Raw genomic sequence first — 17405 nt, 5'->3', positions numbered from 1 at the left:
AATTACCCTAAAGACATCAGAAAAGTCATATATACCACCAATGCTATTGAGTCGCTAAACAGCGTGATTCGGACGGCAGTGAATAAGCGTAAGGTGTTCCCATCTGATCAGGCAGCATTTAAAGTGGTGTACTTAGCTACCCAGCAGGCATCCAAAAAGTGGTCGATGCCCATTCGTAACTGGACGTCTGCTTTGAATCGTTTTATGATTATGTTTGATGACCGTATAAGCAGGCATTTAATCTAAATGGCAGTTACACAGAATCTGGGATGGTCTCTTTTTGTCTTAACGTTTTCGATTCAGTTTATATCTAATGCATACTATTTACTTGGAATAACATGCCAAACGCCAAGTTTATCATCACCGTCTTTGTCACCAACTTTTGTATCGTTAGCATAGAAGTATAAAGGCTTACCGTTCATTGCCCATTGATATTTGCCATCTTCACGCTTAAATGCAGCAAACTGACCTGAAGCTTTAGCATCACTAGGCGCTTTGAAAATTGGCCAAACAACTTGGCAAGCTGCACCGCAATCTGACTTATTCATAGAGTCTTTATCAAACGTATATAACGTCATATGGTTAGTAGCATCTACCAACACCCCATTCTTACTAGTAACTGGCGCTGTATGATTGGTCGTTGCCTGTACTTCATGCGTACCCGACATATCATTACCGACTACGTTTTTTAAAGTAGTACAGCCAATTAGTGTTAATACACCTGTTAATGCCGATAACATCATTATATTTTTCATCATAACTTCCTTGTAATTTTAGTCGTATTTTTTATAGCGATAAGCCTGTGGTTGTTTACTTTGTCGACTGTCCCTATTATTAATTTTGACCTTTGTAATTCTGAACAGTCATCAAAACAGAACCTACGCTTCTTGTTAAGCAAAATGAATATAGCATATGCATTTAAGTTATCTCGGCTACCAATATATACTTACAAAAGCGGTCGAATTTTACAAAACAATAAAACGAGCTTATTTTCGATTTCACAAGTTTGCCACTTCTCTCGTTTACTCTATTTTTAGACAGGCTCGTTTGTCTGAAAAAATTCACACATATAGCGACTCGTTGACAAAACTCATGCATCTTCTTACGTATTTCCCATCATATTGTCTGTAGTTCTTCGTAAAATAAACCTATAGAGATGAAGAATGGCTAAACAATAGAAAAGATGACTATTGAAGTTCAGATTTGTGTGTTGAACTTAATTACCTTCGCACTCATATTAAGAAATATAGAACATTTGATACATATACCGAGCACGGCCTAATACATATGCTATTAAGGATACAACGACGACAATGACTCAGTCTTTTGATAAAAAATACGCTCAATCCTTTAATCGTGACGCTCATTCTGGGGTGTTATCTTATGGGGCACAAAACACTCAACCTAAAAAGCGTGTTGGCATTTTGGGCGGCGGTACTGCGGGATCGACGATTGCGATTCGACTTGCTGCGTTAGGATTAGAGACCTATTTGTTTGAAAAGAAAAAATCTCTCATTGATGGACCACCTATGTGTCATTTGCATGCAGGTGGTAACTTGTACCGTGAAATACCGGACGAAGATTGCGTAGCGCTGCTTAAGCAATGTATCGATATTTTGCGTTTGTATCCGCATACTATTGACGTCCGTCCTACTGTGTTTGCTGTACCGACACGTGACGAAGGACTGCCTGAAGATTTACTACCGCGTTTAGACATTTTGACCGATGCTTATCAAGAATTGATCGAGCAAGATGCTAATAATAAGGTATTGGGTGAGCCTGAAGATTACTATCAACTCTACAGCCATGAGCAATTGATTGAGCTGTCTGAACGTGAGCAAGTCGCTGTACCAAGCACGATTGATGAATGGATGATTCCAGTCGCTAGATACTTGGATTTAAACAAAGTTAAATTTCCGTTAATTGTTGTCCAAGAATATGGTTGGAATATTTTTCGTTTAGCCGCTTCTGCTAAGCTTGCGCTCGAAGAGTACGACAATGCGCATGTATTTACCGAAACTGCTGTGCAAAAAGTCGTGCCGGTAGATTGTGAGAATTGTACCAACGCTGAGCATCATGTCACCAAATGGCGTATCGACTATCAACAGATTCATAGTCAAGAACATGCCTCTCAGCCTGAGTCTATCGAAGTTGATTACCTAGTCAATGCTTGCGGATTCCGTACGGGTGTCATCGACGATATGGTTGGTGTCGAAGTCACACGTATGGTCGAGTTCAAATCGTCTTATGTGACTCATTGGGGCGATGCTGGTGGACAGATACCAGAGATTATCGTCTATGGTCAACGAGGCACGCCAGAAGGCATGGCGCAGCTTACTCCCTACCCTGGCGGATACTTTCAGATTCATGGTATGAGTAAAGCCATTACTTTGTTTGATGATGGTCTTGTCGCATCAAGTGAAGACAGTGCGCAGCCAAAACTGCCACAGCAATATGTGCACTACATTGAAGATGGTTGGGATAAAGCGCCCCTACAGGCACGTAGTCAGCAAGCGATTGAATATGTGGCGGAGTTTGTACCGACATTTAACAGTGCACGTACTGTTGGTAATGCGCTATACGGTGGGCAGCAGATTCCCGGACAGGATGATACGCTGCGAGTCGCTGATGTGAGTTTATACTCTAATATACGCTATGCCCGTGCAGAAAACGTCAAAGCATCTTCGACCTTGATTGCCGCTGATCAAATAGTTAATGAGCTGACAAATCTAGGCTTGATAGAGAACGATACACCTCTGAATCGTAGTCGCTATGCCCATGAGTGGTCATATCTTGTCCATAACGATAGCCTCGCTGTCGATGAGGTTGCACGTCAGCTCGCTGAACAGCGTGGATTTCCAATTGCGATGGCTCATGTCAATCATAGTATTCGTGAAGTAGCATTGGACGATCTCACGCCTGCTGATGCCTAATAGGTATGACTCTCTGATAGGTTGTTAATACATATAATAAAGGAGCAGATAACCGAGATTTGGTTATCTGCTCCTTTTTTGCAATAGCTTTTAATATTTAAGCATTTGCTGTGTATTCATAGCTATACGGCTTAACTATTACTGCCTGCCATCTTTTCTGTATCCACAGCATCATCTATGGTCACTACTGTCTGTAGCATATCGATCGCTTCGCTGATGGTATTGCACACCACTAGACGATCTAAATCTTCCTGCTTCATAAAGCCTTGCTCAGTGGTATATTTCAAATGCTCAATCATACGGTCATAAAAACCATTGATGTTCAAAATGATCATTGGTTTTTCGTGCTGGTACAATTGACGCCACGTAGCGATTTCCATAATCTCTTCTAATGTTCCGAGCCCGCCTGGTAGCGTGATAAAGGCATCGGCATACTCTGCCATAACTGTCTTACGCGTGTGCATAGTGTCAGTCAAATGCAAGCGAGTCAGCTGCTCGTGAGCGATTTCGTGCTTGAGCATAAAGGTTGGAATCACACCCACTGCTTGCGCGCCGCCATTGATTACTTCATCCGCAACTGCGCCCATCAGACCGATACTAGCGCCACCATATACTAGCCCCATACCATTGTTTGCTAAGGCACTGCCAAGCTCACGCGCCGCCTGTTCATACACGTCACCATTGCCCAAGCGTGAACCGCAATACACAGCCACGAGCGGCATTGATAGGGCAGACTTGTCGACTGCTTTTTCAATATTTGTAATGTCTTTGCTTGTGATTACGTCATAAGTATCATCGTTGATTTTCATTTGCATATAGCTTCCTTAATTACCTGTCAGTTTTTATTGAGTGCTTGTTATTAGTGAAGGCTGCATACCGACACCTATCATTTATATTGTCATGCACATGATTCATAAGACAAACTCAGCCAAGCTATACAAAACTTGTAAGTCATATTTGAGCAACTGTCTTGCCAGCATTTATCTTAACATAAGCAATGCTACCACATAGTCACAACGATTTATCACTACGCAACGACTACACTTTTAAGATGCGCATTTATTGTTCATCATAGTTCGATATTCATTATCTACTAATAAAAATACTAAGGTATACCCATGGATAATCACAACACCTCTCCTACTGCCGAGCTATCAAGCTCTGTGGTTAATAGCAATCTCACTAGTAAAAGCAATACGAATGACGCGAGCAATATTGATACTTACTCATTAAGCATCATGACCGATCGCAACCAAGCATTGGCAGCCACTGTCTATCGTCCTAAAGATGCGACAAAAAAAGCAATCATGATGGCACCTGCCACAGGTATTAAGCGTCACTTTTATCATAATTTTGCGACCTATCTAGCAGAAAGCGGCTTTGGGGTGCTGACCTTTGATAACGAAGGAATCGGTGAGTCCCTATCGACCGATCTGGCAAAATGTAGCGCTTCCTTGATCAGTTGGGGTCGCCATGACATGCCAGCTGTACTTGATGCCTTACAAGATGAGTTTCCTGATGCGTCTTATCATCTTATCGGTCATAGCGCAGGTGGTCAGCTCATTGGCTTGATGCCCAACTATCAGGCGATTGGCTCAGTGTTCAATGTCGCTTGCTCGTCAGGACGTATCAAAAATATGGGCATGCCCTATAAGCTCAAAGCCATGGGCTTTATGGATGCGTTTATTCCATTCACTAATTTAACACTAGGCTATACCCCGTCAGACAAAATCGGTATGGGTGAGCCACTGCCACGCGGTGTGGCTCGTCAATGGCGTGAATGGTGCAATGGTGCGGGCTATATCAAAACCGCATTTGGCAAAAGCATACACACGCATTTCTATGATGAGCTTAGCATGCCGGCATTGTGGCTTGGCTTTAGCGATGATGATATCGCCAACAGTGAAAACATGGACGATATGATAAGGGTATTTACAAAAATGCCCGTAGAAAAGCGATTCTTAGACCCTGAGGATTTTGGACTAAATCATATCGGTCATATGCGCTATTTCAGTAGTAAGACCAATATAAAAGCACCGCAGTTATGGCAGATGGCGGTGACATGGTTGCACGAACAGCCATAAGCTTATTGTCATGTAGCCCCTTATATATTAGCTACGTAACAACTCAGATTACTTTTCTGCGTTTTCTGCTTCATCTAGTTTTAAGCGTTTAGTCAATGCCGAATACAGCGACGGCTGCATGTTATGAATATTGCCTATCATCCATTTAACATAGCTGATGGGCACATCTTTGATCGGCTTGCCTTTATGCTTACCAAACGGCATCTTGCTCACAGGGGTCGCCTTATTGGAAATAGCATGTGCCGCTGCAAAATCTGTCGGCGCAATCTCTAGACGCTCGCAGCATGCTTGATACAGCAAATAGCACATTCGAGCATCGCCAAGCGCATCATGAGCGGCAATCGTCATTGCACTCGCCTCACCCTTACCCAATAACTGCTCGATACATTTAGACTGACCGTAAGCACGCCATTCTGGAAAGGCGGCCCGCGCAAGTCTCACCGTACAAATTAGCTTAGCAGAAGGACTGCCAATCACTCGCCAATCAAAACGTACGTTATGACCAATCAAGTACTCTGGTAACTCAAACTGCTCCAACTCAAATCGCTCCAGTCCAGCCACATCATCATCAGTAATACCATGCACCTTTATGACAATAGGTGAAATAGATCGACCACTGTTAAAGTATTTCATCCACTCGAAACCAGTTGCTACATTGATAGTAGCAACTTGGATAGGTCTGGGATCACTGCCCTGATCTGTTTCGGTATCGATAACCAGCGCTGTTTCGCGCGTGGCAGAAATATCAGCAGGTTTAAAAGCATCATTCATAAAGTATTAACCATCAGTAGCAACTGTCTATGCTCAGCAGAAATGTTAAGTAGATAAAACTGTATTTACTGTCTATATCCTTAACCATAAGAATATCTATGGGGGTAAAAACGATAGATAACAATGCGATACATACGTTATCAGACGAAGCTTTTATAATAAAATCTCAAATGACATAAAACATATATGAGACATCAATGCTAGCAGATGGAAACAACCAGCCTCCCAGACCTTCTTTTTTTAGTCGTTTAATAAGCCTATTGATTAAGGCTATCATATTGCTAGCACTGTTATTTGTCTTTGATAAGCTACTACCCAGTATCAGTCAACAGACGCAGTCATTTGTGGTTGCCAAATGGCAGCAATTAAGTCTATTGCAACAAGAACTGCCGACCGAAAACAGCTTACCCAGTCCACTACCAGAACGAAACCTGACAGACACTTGGGGTGCAGCACGTAGTCAAGGCCGCTCCCACGAAGGCATCGACATCTTTGCGCCGCGCAATACTCCCGTACAGTCGACCACGCAAGGCGTAGTAAGCAAGGTTGGTGAGAACACATTGGGTGGACGCGTGGTTGTGGTGGTAGGGCCTGGTGGCGCAGGACATTACTACGCTCATCTAGAAGACTATGCTGACATCTCTCCCAATGATTGGGTCAATCAGGGCGACGTAATCGGTTATGTGGGTGATAGCGGTAATGCAAAAGGAACACCGACACATGTACACTATGGTATCTATATTAATGGCAGTGCGGTCAACCCTTATCCGCTTTTGCAAAAGGATTAACGGATACAGAAAAGTATATCGTTGTCCCGAGCTGAAGTAGTCCTAAGTTTGCATTAATCACAAAACTGAAGCCGAAAAACCAACGCTAATACAGACTAGAAATCGTATTAATTGGCTGTGACGGATCTGACGTAGTTTGAAGGAAATACCACACTAAATGTCGATCCTTCCCCTTCTACTGAATCGATTTGCAATTGTGCTTCGTGCTGGTGTAATACGTGCTTTACAATCGCTAATCCCAACCCCGTACCACCTGTCGCACGACTGCGACCTTTGTCGATACGATAGAAACGTTCTGTCAAACGGGCGATATGCTCTGACGCAATACCGATCCCATCATCTTCGACCGCGAAACGGCAGCCATCAGACGTCCTTGTCCAGCTTATAGTGATATTGCCACCTTTTGGTGTATATTTGATGGCATTGATTACTAGATTGGATAGCGCACTATTTAAGTACATCTCTGACCCGTAGAGCCCATCATACGTATCTATATGCAAATGAATGATGTGTTTGTACGCTTGGTTGTACGCTTGGGCATCGTCGTAGATATTGGTTAGTAGCTTAGTCATATCTATGTAATGCAGCTCGTGTGACTCTTCGATTTCAATCTTAGACAATAGCAGCAAGTCGTTCACGATTCTGTTCATACGGGCAGTTTGCTGCGTCATAAGCTCAAAACCGCGACGCCATTGCGGCGGCATATCTGGCTGATCGGAGAAATTTTCTAGGTAGCCCATCATCACAGTCAATGGTGTTCTAAGCTCATGCGAGACATTCGCCACAAAATCCTGACGCATTTGCTCTAAGTGCCGCAGGCGAGTCACGTCATATACAAACAGCAATTTTTCATCCCCAAAAGGGGTCAGTTCGCACTTCAAGTAGCGACTAGGATCTCGCCACGATTCTATATGGACGCCATCGTTAGGTATCGTTGTACCTTCATAATACTGGCGGAACTCAGGTACAGTAATAAAGTCAAAGATGTTCTGACCTTTGTCCTCTGGCTGTAGCAGCAATAAGTCTTGTGCCGCCTGATTCCACCATTCTAGACCGTCATTATTATTGAGCAAAATCACTGCATCGCGCAAGGCTCGTAATGCACTGCCGATTTTTTTGAGTTGCTCCGCTGTACTTTGAGTAGATATTTGCTCTAATAGAGCTGATTGCTCACTTTGTGCTGGCGCTATCTTGTCCATCTCTTATCCTTACCACTATCCGCGGCCTTTATATCGCTGCGGCATTATTTGTACAAGATTAACTTGGCTCAATCAGGCTAGAAAATCGGTAGCCTGTTCCACGTACCGTCTGTATCAATGTATCACAGTCATAAGGTCGCAGTAATTTACGTAGACGTTTGATATGCACATCGATGGTTCGGTCTTCGATATATACATTGCCGCCCCATACCTGATCGAGCAGCTGCGTTCGTGTATAGGCGCGCTCAGGGTGACTCATAAAAAATGCCAATAGGCGATACTCTGTGGGCCCAACATCAACGATTTTACCTGCAGCTGTCACGCGCTGACTCTTGGTATCTAGACTTAACTGTCCAATTTCGATAGGTTTGTCGCTACTCATCGCGCTACTGCGGCGTAGTACGGCTTTGATTCTAGAAATCAGCTCACGAGTCGAAAAAGGCTTGGTCATATAATCATCTGCGCCTGCATCTAGACCATGCACCTTACTGTCTTCTTCACTTTTTGCCGTTAGCATAATGACTGGTATTTCAGAGAGTAGCTCGTCGTTTTTTAGCATACGACAAAAATCCACACCACTCTTGTCACCCGGCAACATCCAATCTAACAGTATCAGTGACGGTCTATGATCGACCACTTGCTGATGCGCCTCTGACACATCTGCCGCTTGCAAGCTATCAAACCCAGCCATCTCTAGCGTCATGACAACCATTTCACGAATCGCAGGCTCATCTTCCACAATCAAAATTTGCTCATTATACATAGGACATTCTCGGTGTTAGCGGACAAAATCTAGCATGTAAAAAGGCGATATATACTCACCAGTCTCTACCTATTAAACGGATTAATTATGACAGCTTGATGACACTCTAAAATCAGATTTCTAGTAAAAAATTAAGCGGCCCATCATTAACGCTCGACACTTGCATATCCGCACCAAACTGACCAGTTGCCACATTTGGATACTTAGTTTTGGCATAATCGACCAGTTGTTCAAATAGCGCTTGCGCCGCAGCAGGTGCCATCGCACCACCAAAGTCTGGTCGGCGACCTTTGTCTGTTTTTGCCATCAAGGTAAATTGTGAAACTAATAATAGCCCACCACCGACCTGCTGAACGTTTTTATCCAGTTTACCAAATTTGGCAGGATCTTCGTCATTTTCAAAAATGCGATAGGTCAATATTTTGTCAATCATACGCTGGGCAGCGGCGAAATCGTCTTCGTGCCCTAAGCCAATATATGCCAATACCCCATGCTCAATCTCACCAATACACTGTTGATCGACGACCACACTAGCGTGCTTCACCCGTTGTATGAGTGCTTTCATTTACTAATTCCTTAACAGATTATGGCCATACAATAATATGCTGTCCATGATAAAATACCGTCATTAACTTAACTATTATTTCTTACATTACACCTTATTTTGGTAGCCTTATTATGAATGTATTTACCACCTTACAACAGCTTGTACCGCAGCAAAAGCTCAGTAAAGTCGCTGGACGTTTGGCCGCCAGTCGCCACCCTTATGTCAAACGTACCTTTATCCGTAGCTTTGCCAAAGCTTATAATATCAGCTTAGACGAGTACGAACGCCAAAGCCTTAACGCTTATGAGAGTTTTAATGACTTTTTCACTCGTGAGTTAAAAGAAGATGCTCGTACCATCGACGCTACTGCAAACGGTATCGTGAGCCCTGCGGACGGTATTATCTCTCAGCTAGGACAAATCGAAGACCATAAACTACTACAAGCCAAAGGTCGTCACTATGATGTCGGCCAACTACTTGCTGATAGTGAAGATGGCAGTTATTTCGCTGATGGTAGTTTTGCAACTATCTACTTAGCACCTAGTAATTATCACCGTGTGCATATGCCGTTTACTGGCACATTGACCAAGACTCGCTATGTACCTGGTACACTGTTTTCGGTCAACAATACTACGGCGGCTAACGTGCCAGACTTGTTTGCGCGTAATGAACGTCTGGTCTGTATGTTTGATACCAAGTATGGCAAAGCAGCTGTTGTGATGGTTGGTGCTATGATCGTCGCTGGTATTGAAACCGTCGCCACTGGCAAAATTACCCGCACGGATGATATACAGGAAGCGGATCACGATATGCAGTTTGCAGCAGGCGAAGAGCTCGGACGCTTCTATCTAGGCTCAACGGCTATCGTAGTATTACCAAAAGCAGCAAAGGCTGACTGGCTAGATGGTATGCAAGCCAATAGCGTCGTGCAAATGGGTCAATTGCTAGGAATGGCAAACGCTTAATAACATGCTTGTATAAAAGCACTGAAAATATCAGCCCAGTTAAGCGTGAATCATAATGCTTAACTGGGCTTTTTTTATGCCTGTTACTTATGCAGACTTACGCGTCAATTAACCAGCCTTGCTGAGTTGCGTATTCAATATTATGTGAGAGCCAATCATGGATAGGAGGAAAGCTGTCTTCGATAAATGCATGCGCACCCGCCACCTGCGAGCGCGTAACGCCAAGCTCAACCCACGTTTTACCGTTGGTATTTAGATTGAGTAAAAACGGCAATAAGCGATCAACGACTCTGAGCAACTGACTCTCTTTGCTGCTTCCTGTTTCTTGCGCTTCCCAAACCTCACTCAAATCACTAATGCCATTGCCTCGCTCACGTTGCAGTCTGGCAATGCCGGCACGCTCTTCGACGTGTGCATCAGTACGCGTATCAGCATATAAAAAAGTATCGCCAGCATCAATCTCACCTAAATCATGAACCAACGCCATCTTCAGCAATTTTTCATGATTGACGTCTAGTGCAAATAATTCAGCAATTGACCAACAGGCCATTGCTAGATGCCAAGAATGTTCGGCAGAGTTTTCTTTGCGAGTGGTCTGTGTCACATAGCTGCGGCGATTAACGCGTTTGAGCGCATCTAACTCTAATAAGAAATGAGTGACATCGTCGATGTCGATATGTGAAGTAGATTCGGAATGAGTGACTGATATAGAGCTGGCTTGCGACATTGATTTTCTCTGGTTTTCTCTAGTTATTGGTTTAATGCTTATAAGTTCTAGCTATTTTAAGTTTCATTGCTCAAGATATTATAGTTAGTTTGGTATCAAACAATGGTTAAAAGACTATTACCGTTATCAAAAAAATAGCGCTTATTTTACCAAGCGCTATCTATTATAAATTAGAAAATAAATGGTCAAATTGAATCCCTATTTATCCAAGCCTTTAAGCAACTAAAGCTTAACCACCTACTTAATCAAATTAATAATGGTTTTAAACGCAGGATCTTCGCTGCTACGGCATAGCTCAAATAAGATTGATTCTACAGTACTGATCACCCCCCCTGCACGGCGAATACGGCGAATTGCTTGCTTTTTGTCATAAGGAAAACGAGAACCCACTGCATCCCCAATAATGACAGGCTGCATACCATTATCCAATAAATCCAGTGCCGTCTGCATAATACAGACATGAGCTTCAGCACCAAAAAGCAGTACAGTACTACGGTTCTGCTGCGCTAGATGGTGCCATGAATCATTATTATCGCAGGCACTAAAGGTGACCTTTTCAAAGCTCTTGGCATTGTCTCCTTCGAGTACGTCGCGCAGCTCTGGCAAGGTATCGCCCAATCCTTTTTTATATTGTTCATTGAGCATAATTGGAATATTGAGCGCTTGCAGCCCTTTAATCAAGGTAACGGTTTTTTTGACGATATTTTCGTGATCATAGATATGCGGCGTTAAGCGCTCTTGCACATCGACAATCATCGCTTGGGTATTCTCACGAGCGATTCGATAGGTGCGATCATTAATCATAGTAGACATAGTACACTCCTTGTACGGCTGACAGTTGCAACTAAAAACTATTTTAGAATTATCATAAACAGTGCCATGGTTCATCTTTCTCTTATTTAGTCATAGTTTCATGAATGCGTCAATGGAGATAATTTTTAATCGCCGTAATACTGTGTTTTTCGACTCTGTGATCTATTAGCTTACCAACTATTAATTTGACCCATAAAAAAACCTCTAGCCGTTATGACTAGAGGTTTTTCGTTAGCGAGTAGCTACTTATTAAGTGTTCAAATAATCTTGTTTATGTAAATGAGATTAAACACGCTCAATAATAGTAGCGATACCTTGGCCAAGACCAATACACATTGTCGCTAGACCGATTTCAGTATCTGACTGCTCCATCGCGTTTAGCAATGTCACTGTGATACGAGCACCTGAACATCCTAGTGGATGACCTAGAGCAATGGCACCACCGTTGATGTTAACGATGTCTTGCTTGTCAGATAGGTTCAGACCTTTTAACACTGATAGACCTTGAGCAGCAAATGCTTCGTTTAGCTCGATGGTTTGCATATCATCGATGCTCATGCCAGCACGCTTCAATGCTTTTTGGGTAGCAGGTACAGGACCATAACCCATGATAGCGGCATCACAACCAGCCACAGCCATACTACGGATACGGGCGCGTGGCTTTAGACCTAGATCTTTAGCTTTTTGTGCGCTCATGACTAGCATCGCTGACGCACCGTCAGATAATGCAGATGAGGTTGCCGCTGTTACTGTACCGCCTTTTGGATCAAACGCTGGACGTAGCTTTTGCATTTGCTCCATCGTTGCGTCTGGACGAATTACTTCATCAACCGTACATAGTTGCAGACGTCCAGCAGCATCATGACCTTCGATACCGATGATTTCATTGTCGAAACGACCTTCAGTGGTTGCAGCCCATGCACGGCGATGTGACTCAAGACCAAACGCGTCTTGCTCTTCGCGCGTGATATTGTTCATACGACCTAGCATTTCAGCAGTCAAGCCCATCATGTTTGACGCTTTTGCATAGTGCTTAGAAGCAGCAGGGTTTAGATCAACACCGTGCATCATGCCGACGTGACCCATGTGCTCAACACCACCGATAATGAATACATCACCTTGGTTGGTCATGATTTGTGCAGCGGCAGTATGTAGTGCCTGCATAGAAGAACCACATAGACGGTTAACCGTTTGGCCACCAGCAGTCTTTGGGATACCAGCTAGCAAACCGATGTTACGACCGATGTTCAAGCCTTGCTCTAGCGTCTGGTTGACACAACCCCAGATAATGTCTTCGATATCATTGGTATCAAAGTCATTACGTTCTACTAGCGCACGTACTAGTTCCGCTGACATGCTATCAGCACGTACATGACGGAACATACCGTTTTTGGTTTTGCCCATTGCCGAGCGTACGCCATCTACGATGACCACATCTTTTGGACTTAAAGTTGTCATACCATATTCCTTTTCAATTTTTATTGTCAGTGTAGTCAGTCCAATTTACGACTATTACCTTGTTAACCCCGCTCAAAGTACAATAGGTACATTTGCGCTTGATTTACTCGTACTAGCATTAAACTGAACCAACTATAATCGTACGTTCGCTATTGGAGACGATTCATGTCTCAATTGCTTTCATGCAAAATAGCAAACGTACTGCACTTCATCCTAGTAATGACTGACTATTACGCTGTTGCGTAAAAAGTCTCGCCTGCGGCTGCCATGTCGCGAATCTTTTGTGGCGCTTCATAAGCTTTGCCAAGATGTGCGTATTTTTCACATAGTGCCAAGTAGTTATCTAGACCCATTTGGTCGACATAACGGCAAGGGCCACCACGGAATGGCGGGAAACCTACGCCCATGATCATCGCCATGTCGGCCTCGCTTGGTGTGCTTACGATGTTATCTTCTAGGCAGCGAACGGTTTCGTTGCAGAAGGCAATCATAGTGCGATCGATGATTGCTTGATCATCAAACGTTTGCTTTTCACTGTCAGTTGTGGCTTTTAGCAACTCGTAAGTGGCTTCATCAGCAACTTTCTTTGGCTTACCACGCTTATCAGTTTCGTACTTATAGAAACCGATACCGTTTTTCTGACCTAGACGCTCGTTCTCATATAGATGCTGGATGGCACCTTTGTAGTCAGGCTTCATACGATCAGGGAAACCATCCGCCATTACTGCTGCGCCATGTACACCTGTATCTAGACCGACCACGTCGATTAGGTATGCAGGGCCCATTGGCCAGCCGAATTTTTCCATAACTTTATCGACATGAGCAAAGTCAGCACCTTGCTTCAGTAGCAAGTCAAACGCGCCAAAGTATGGGAACAATACACGGTTTACGAGGAAACCTGGGCAGTCGTTAACTACTACTGGCACTTTACCCATTTTAGAAGCAAGGGCAACGGTAGTTGCGATGGCTTCTTCAGATGATTTCTCACCGCGGATAACTTCGACCAATGGCATACGGTGTACTGGGTTGAAGAAATGCATACCGACGAAGTTTTCTGGACGCTCAAGCGCTTCTGCTAGGAACGTAATAGAGATGGTCGAGGTGTTTGACGCTAGGATACAGTCGTCTTTTACCAAGCCTTCTACTTCTTTTAGTACCGCACGCTTCACGTTTGGATTTTCTACAACGGCTTCGATTACGATATCAGTCTCAGCAAAATCACCGTAGTTCAAAGTAGGACGGATACGGCTTAAGGTTTCACCCATTTTTGCTGGGGTCATCTTGCCGCGTTCTACCATTTTGCCAAGCAATTTGCTTGCTTCGCCCATACCAAGGTCTAATTGCTCAGACTTGATATCTTTCATGATGATTGGCAAGCCTTTGCTGGCTGCTTGATAAGCAATACCGCCACCCATGATACCAGCGCCTAGTACAGCGGCTTCACTGATGTCATGTGCTTGTTTGCTGTGCTGTTTTGCTAATTTTTTGACCAATTGATCGTTTAAGAATAGACCAACCAAGCTTTCTGCTTGTGGGGTTTTAGCCGCTTTAGCAAAACCAGCCGCTTCTACTTCGATTGCTTTGTCACGTGGTAGGTTAACGTGTTTTTCAATAGCTTCGATTGCTAGCGATGGTGCTGGGTATTGCTTAGGATTGGCTTTAGCGAAAATAGCACCTTTGGCACTGTTGAACGCCATTGCTTGCTCAAGTTGGTTTAGCTTAACTGGAGCCAATTTCTCTTCACGTTTTGCTTTCCAATCAAGCTCACCTGAGATACATTTTTTAACTAGATCAATTGCTGCATCTTGCAAGTCATCAGCAGGTACAGTCGCGTCAACCAAGCCTAGCTTCAATGCTGCCAATGCTTTCTTTGGGCTACCAGTCGCGATCAGCTCAAGTGCGTTATCGATACCGATGATACGCGTACTACGAACTGTACCGCCAAAACCTGGGAAGATACCTAGCTGAGTTTCTGGTAAACCGATGATCGCTTTGTCACTCATGACACGGTATTCACAAACCAAAGTCATTTCACAACCGCCGCCCATTGCCGCGCCATTGATAGCCGCAACTTTAGGGAATGGTAGGTCTTCAAAACGATTGAAAGCGTCATTAACATGAACGACCCAATCTTTGATCTCGCTTTCTGATTTTTTGAAAGAACCGACGAATTCTGTGATATCAGCACCAGCGATAAACACGCCTTTGGCTGAAGTAACGATAAGACCTTTTACGTTGTCGGCTTTTTCTAACGCACTAACTGCTTCACCAAACTGCTTGTTGGTTTCGGCATCAAATTTGTTCACGCTCTCATTTTCGGCGTTGTACTGCATGTTGGCGATGCCATCCTCTAGCATTGTCACCGTGATGCGATTTCCTTGGTATACCATTTGAAACTCCTTTCTATATAACGAAAGCTACGTTTTGAATTAAAATAAATAGCCAGTTACTGTTAGTAAAATGGGTAATAGCACTGTGCGCTTGTCATGTTATAAAGACAAACATATAACCAGCTCACAAGTGAAGATGTCTTTATTATCCAGCGTTCATCATGATGCACGTATTTTGCGTCTCTTGCATGACATCATATGACGCTTCATTTATATACTGCTGTTGCAGGTACTGATGTTCAAAATATTGACTGAGATTTGGTCTAACACTCGGTATCGACGATTGAACATCCTGAGAAAAAACCCAGTAGGGTCACCATCAGACCATTTTCACGTCAATTAGTGTAGGGGATTATGCCCCTAACTGTCACAAGCTAATACCATACTCGCAAGTCACTCTTAAATCACTTGCAAGCATTTACCTTACGCTAAAAGTGTTTTAGTGAATAAATGTATACTGAATTGTTAATTTAGATTTATTTCGTGTTGTTGACTTCATGCATGCCTTCTTTGGAACGACAGTCCGTTGGCGCTATCTAATAAGTGCCAATTGATCGATGCTACTTGGTCAGTGCTAGCTATTCAGTGTCAGCATTCAGTACCACTTTTCTACGGTAATAAGATTAACGTGCCAGCCTAGCTTGCTCTTTTATCAGAACATATTCAACCAGAGAGTGACATCATCCATCGGTAACGAAATCTTGTCGTTATATTGCAGCTAAGATTGCACTGTTTTTAAATAAACTTCGGTAGAAAAATGCAAAAAACAATCAATTGATACCGTGTGTCACATAAGCGATATGACCTATCATGCTACACTAATAGCGTTTTTATCTTATCCCTAATAAGTTTTACTGTATCCCTAATAAATGGTTGGATTATGACTGTTTCCTTTACTTCTAGCACTACCTCTACTGGCGTTATCCCTTCTAACTTTGTCTCTTTCCAAAGCACTGAGCAGTTTCATAGCGCTGTACGCGAGCAATTGGCGCAAGACATCGAGGTCTTGTTTGCTTATGCCAAGCTCCCTAGCCCGCTAGTAGATGCCTGCCGTTATGTGATGACGGGTCAAGGCAAACTGGTACGCCCCCTGATGGTTGCTAGCGCTTTTGCCAGTATTAATAGTAGCAATAATGAACGTACAAACGAGCCTAATGATGACATTGATGATATCGATACTCTCGATGCTGATCTGGACGCGCTACTAGAAAACGACTCAGACTATGATATGTCGCGCCGTGCCGCATTGGCCGTTGAGCTATTACATACTTATTCGTTGGTGCATGATGATTTGCCATGTATGGACGATGATGAGCTGCGTCGTGGTCAGCCGACTGCGCATATAGCCTTTGATGAAGCGACGGCTCTGCTGGCAGGAGATGTATTGCAGACACTAGCCTTTGAAGTATTGACCGCGGAGATGCCAACCTTTGCACCATTCGATGCAAATATCGCCAGTCAACTCATGGCTATATTTGCGCCGCGCGCCAGACGCATGGTGTCAGGTCAAATGCTAGACCTCAATGCCGAAGCCAGTGCCAATATCGCGCAGGATGATTTGGAAGCCATTCACCGTGATAAGACAGGGGCATTGATTGAAGCGGCGATGCTCATGGGCGGCGTCTGTGCTGGTGCAACGGCTCCACAGCGCATGGCACTACAAGAGTGCGCCCAACATATCGGTCTGGCGTTTCAAGTCCAAGACGATGTGCTAGACGTCACCATGACGACTGATACACTTGGTAAGCCTGCAGGTAGCGATGAAAAACTCGACAAATCTACCTATGTAAAACTAATGGGTGTCGATGACGCGACCAACTACGCGCAATCGCTTTTTAACGATGGACGTGCAGCTATTTCTCATGAACTACATAGTCGTGAGCTTAGCGACAATGAAGATGCCGTTGGCACAGATAGCGATGCGCTACTGGCATTGATTGAATGGCTCTGGTCGCGTAAGAAATAGT

At 43.8% G+C, this 17405-nt stretch carries 16 protein-coding genes; 6 read left to right on the top strand and 10 right to left on the bottom strand.

The genetic code is table 11. The annotated features are described in order from the left end of the window. A partial coding sequence (locus I3249_RS10105; protein ID WP_238069861.1) for a transposase occupies positions 1-246 on the top strand: 246 nt, incomplete at its 5' end. Between the two features lie 74 nt (positions 247-320). On the opposite strand, the gene I3249_RS10100 is transcribed toward I3249_RS10105, so the two are convergent. Then, entirely contained in the window at positions 321-755 is a 435-nt protein-coding gene (locus I3249_RS10100) for a hypothetical protein (RefSeq protein ID WP_238069860.1), read from the bottom strand. 558 nt (positions 756-1313) lie between these two features. Between I3249_RS10100 and I3249_RS10095 the strand changes: the two genes are divergently transcribed. Continuing rightward, positions 1314-2933: an FAD-dependent oxidoreductase gene (locus tag I3249_RS10095; protein WP_238069859.1), complete on the top strand. Its 1620-nt coding sequence runs from the start codon at positions 1314-1316 to the stop codon at positions 2931-2933. Positions 2934-3064: 131 nt separating this feature from the next. Here I3249_RS10095 and I3249_RS10090 read toward each other — a convergent pair whose 3' ends face one another. Next, positions 3065-3748: a TIGR00730 family Rossman fold protein gene (locus I3249_RS10090; protein ID WP_057761780.1), complete on the bottom strand. Its 684-nt coding sequence runs from the start codon at positions 3746-3748 to the stop codon at positions 3065-3067. A gap of 423 nt (positions 3749-4171) precedes the next feature. Between I3249_RS10090 and I3249_RS10085 the strand changes: the two genes are divergently transcribed. Further along, positions 4172-5017 (top strand): alpha/beta fold hydrolase, encoded by an 846-nt coding sequence (locus I3249_RS10085; RefSeq protein ID WP_346268584.1) that lies wholly within the window; start codon positions 4172-4174, stop codon positions 5015-5017. A 48-nt stretch (positions 5018-5065) separates the two neighbouring features. On the opposite strand, the gene I3249_RS10080 is transcribed toward I3249_RS10085, so the two are convergent. Then, complete coding sequence (locus I3249_RS10080) at positions 5066-5788, bottom strand: DUF3820 family protein (RefSeq protein WP_238069857.1); 723 nt, start codon at positions 5786-5788, stop codon at positions 5066-5068. Positions 5789-5985: 197 nt separating this feature from the next. Here I3249_RS10080 and I3249_RS10075 point away from each other — a divergent pair, with 197 nt between their 5' ends. Beyond that, positions 5986-6576: a M23 family metallopeptidase gene (locus tag I3249_RS10075; RefSeq protein ID WP_238069856.1), complete on the top strand. Its 591-nt coding sequence runs from the start codon at positions 5986-5988 to the stop codon at positions 6574-6576. A 107-nt stretch (positions 6577-6683) separates the two neighbouring features. On the opposite strand, the gene phoR is transcribed toward I3249_RS10075, so the two are convergent. The 3 genes from phoR to dtd all read right to left on the bottom strand — a co-directional run bounded on the left by phoR (position 6684) and on the right by dtd (position 9103). Further along, the gene (gene phoR, locus I3249_RS10070; RefSeq protein WP_057761783.1) at positions 6684-7775 is read right to left on the bottom strand and encodes a phosphate regulon sensor histidine kinase PhoR; all 1092 of its coding nucleotides are present in this window, start codon (positions 7773-7775) and stop codon (positions 6684-6686) included. A 58-nt stretch (positions 7776-7833) separates the two neighbouring features. Then, a complete protein-coding gene (phoB, locus tag I3249_RS10065) occupies positions 7834-8538 on the bottom strand; it encodes a phosphate regulon transcriptional regulator PhoB (RefSeq protein WP_057761786.1) in 705 nt (234 codons plus the stop codon). Between the two features lie 112 nt (positions 8539-8650). Further along, positions 8651-9103 carry a D-aminoacyl-tRNA deacylase gene (gene dtd / locus I3249_RS10060; protein WP_238069855.1) on the bottom strand — a complete coding sequence of 151 codons (453 nt, stop codon included), beginning with the start codon at positions 9101-9103 and terminating at the stop codon, positions 8651-8653. A gap of 113 nt (positions 9104-9216) precedes the next feature. Between dtd and asd the strand changes: the two genes are divergently transcribed. After that, positions 9217-10050: an archaetidylserine decarboxylase gene (gene asd / locus I3249_RS10055; protein WP_238069854.1), complete on the top strand. Its 834-nt coding sequence runs from the start codon at positions 9217-9219 to the stop codon at positions 10048-10050. 97 nt (positions 10051-10147) lie between these two features. Here asd and I3249_RS10050 read toward each other — a convergent pair whose 3' ends face one another. From I3249_RS10050 to fadB, 4 genes are all read right to left on the bottom strand, one after another. After that, positions 10148-10777 (bottom strand): HD domain-containing protein, encoded by a 630-nt coding sequence (locus tag I3249_RS10050; protein WP_238069852.1) that lies wholly within the window; start codon positions 10775-10777, stop codon positions 10148-10150. A gap of 237 nt (positions 10778-11014) precedes the next feature. Beyond that, positions 11015-11590: an isochorismatase family protein gene (locus tag I3249_RS10045; RefSeq protein WP_101205330.1), complete on the bottom strand. Its 576-nt coding sequence runs from the start codon at positions 11588-11590 to the stop codon at positions 11015-11017. Between the two features lie 285 nt (positions 11591-11875). Continuing rightward, positions 11876-13048, bottom strand: coding sequence for an acetyl-CoA C-acyltransferase FadA (gene fadA / locus I3249_RS10040; protein ID WP_057761795.1), 1173 nt, complete (start codon positions 13046-13048; stop codon positions 11876-11878). A 230-nt stretch (positions 13049-13278) separates the two neighbouring features. Then, entirely contained in the window at positions 13279-15438 is a 2160-nt protein-coding gene (gene fadB / locus I3249_RS10035) for a fatty acid oxidation complex subunit alpha FadB (RefSeq protein WP_238069850.1), read from the bottom strand. Positions 15439-16318: 880 nt separating this feature from the next. Here fadB and I3249_RS10030 point away from each other — a divergent pair. Beyond that, positions 16319-17404, top strand: a complete 1086-nt coding sequence (locus I3249_RS10030; RefSeq protein WP_238069848.1) for a polyprenyl synthetase family protein — start codon at positions 16319-16321, stop codon at positions 17402-17404. Position 17405: the final 1 nt, after the last annotated feature.

This window comes from Psychrobacter sp. Ps1 (assembly GCF_022129425.1).
Classification (GTDB): domain Bacteria; phylum Pseudomonadota; class Gammaproteobacteria; order Pseudomonadales; family Moraxellaceae; genus Psychrobacter.
The sequence above is the reverse complement of the archived record's forward strand: the minus strand, read 5'-3'. Positions and strand labels throughout refer to the sequence as shown.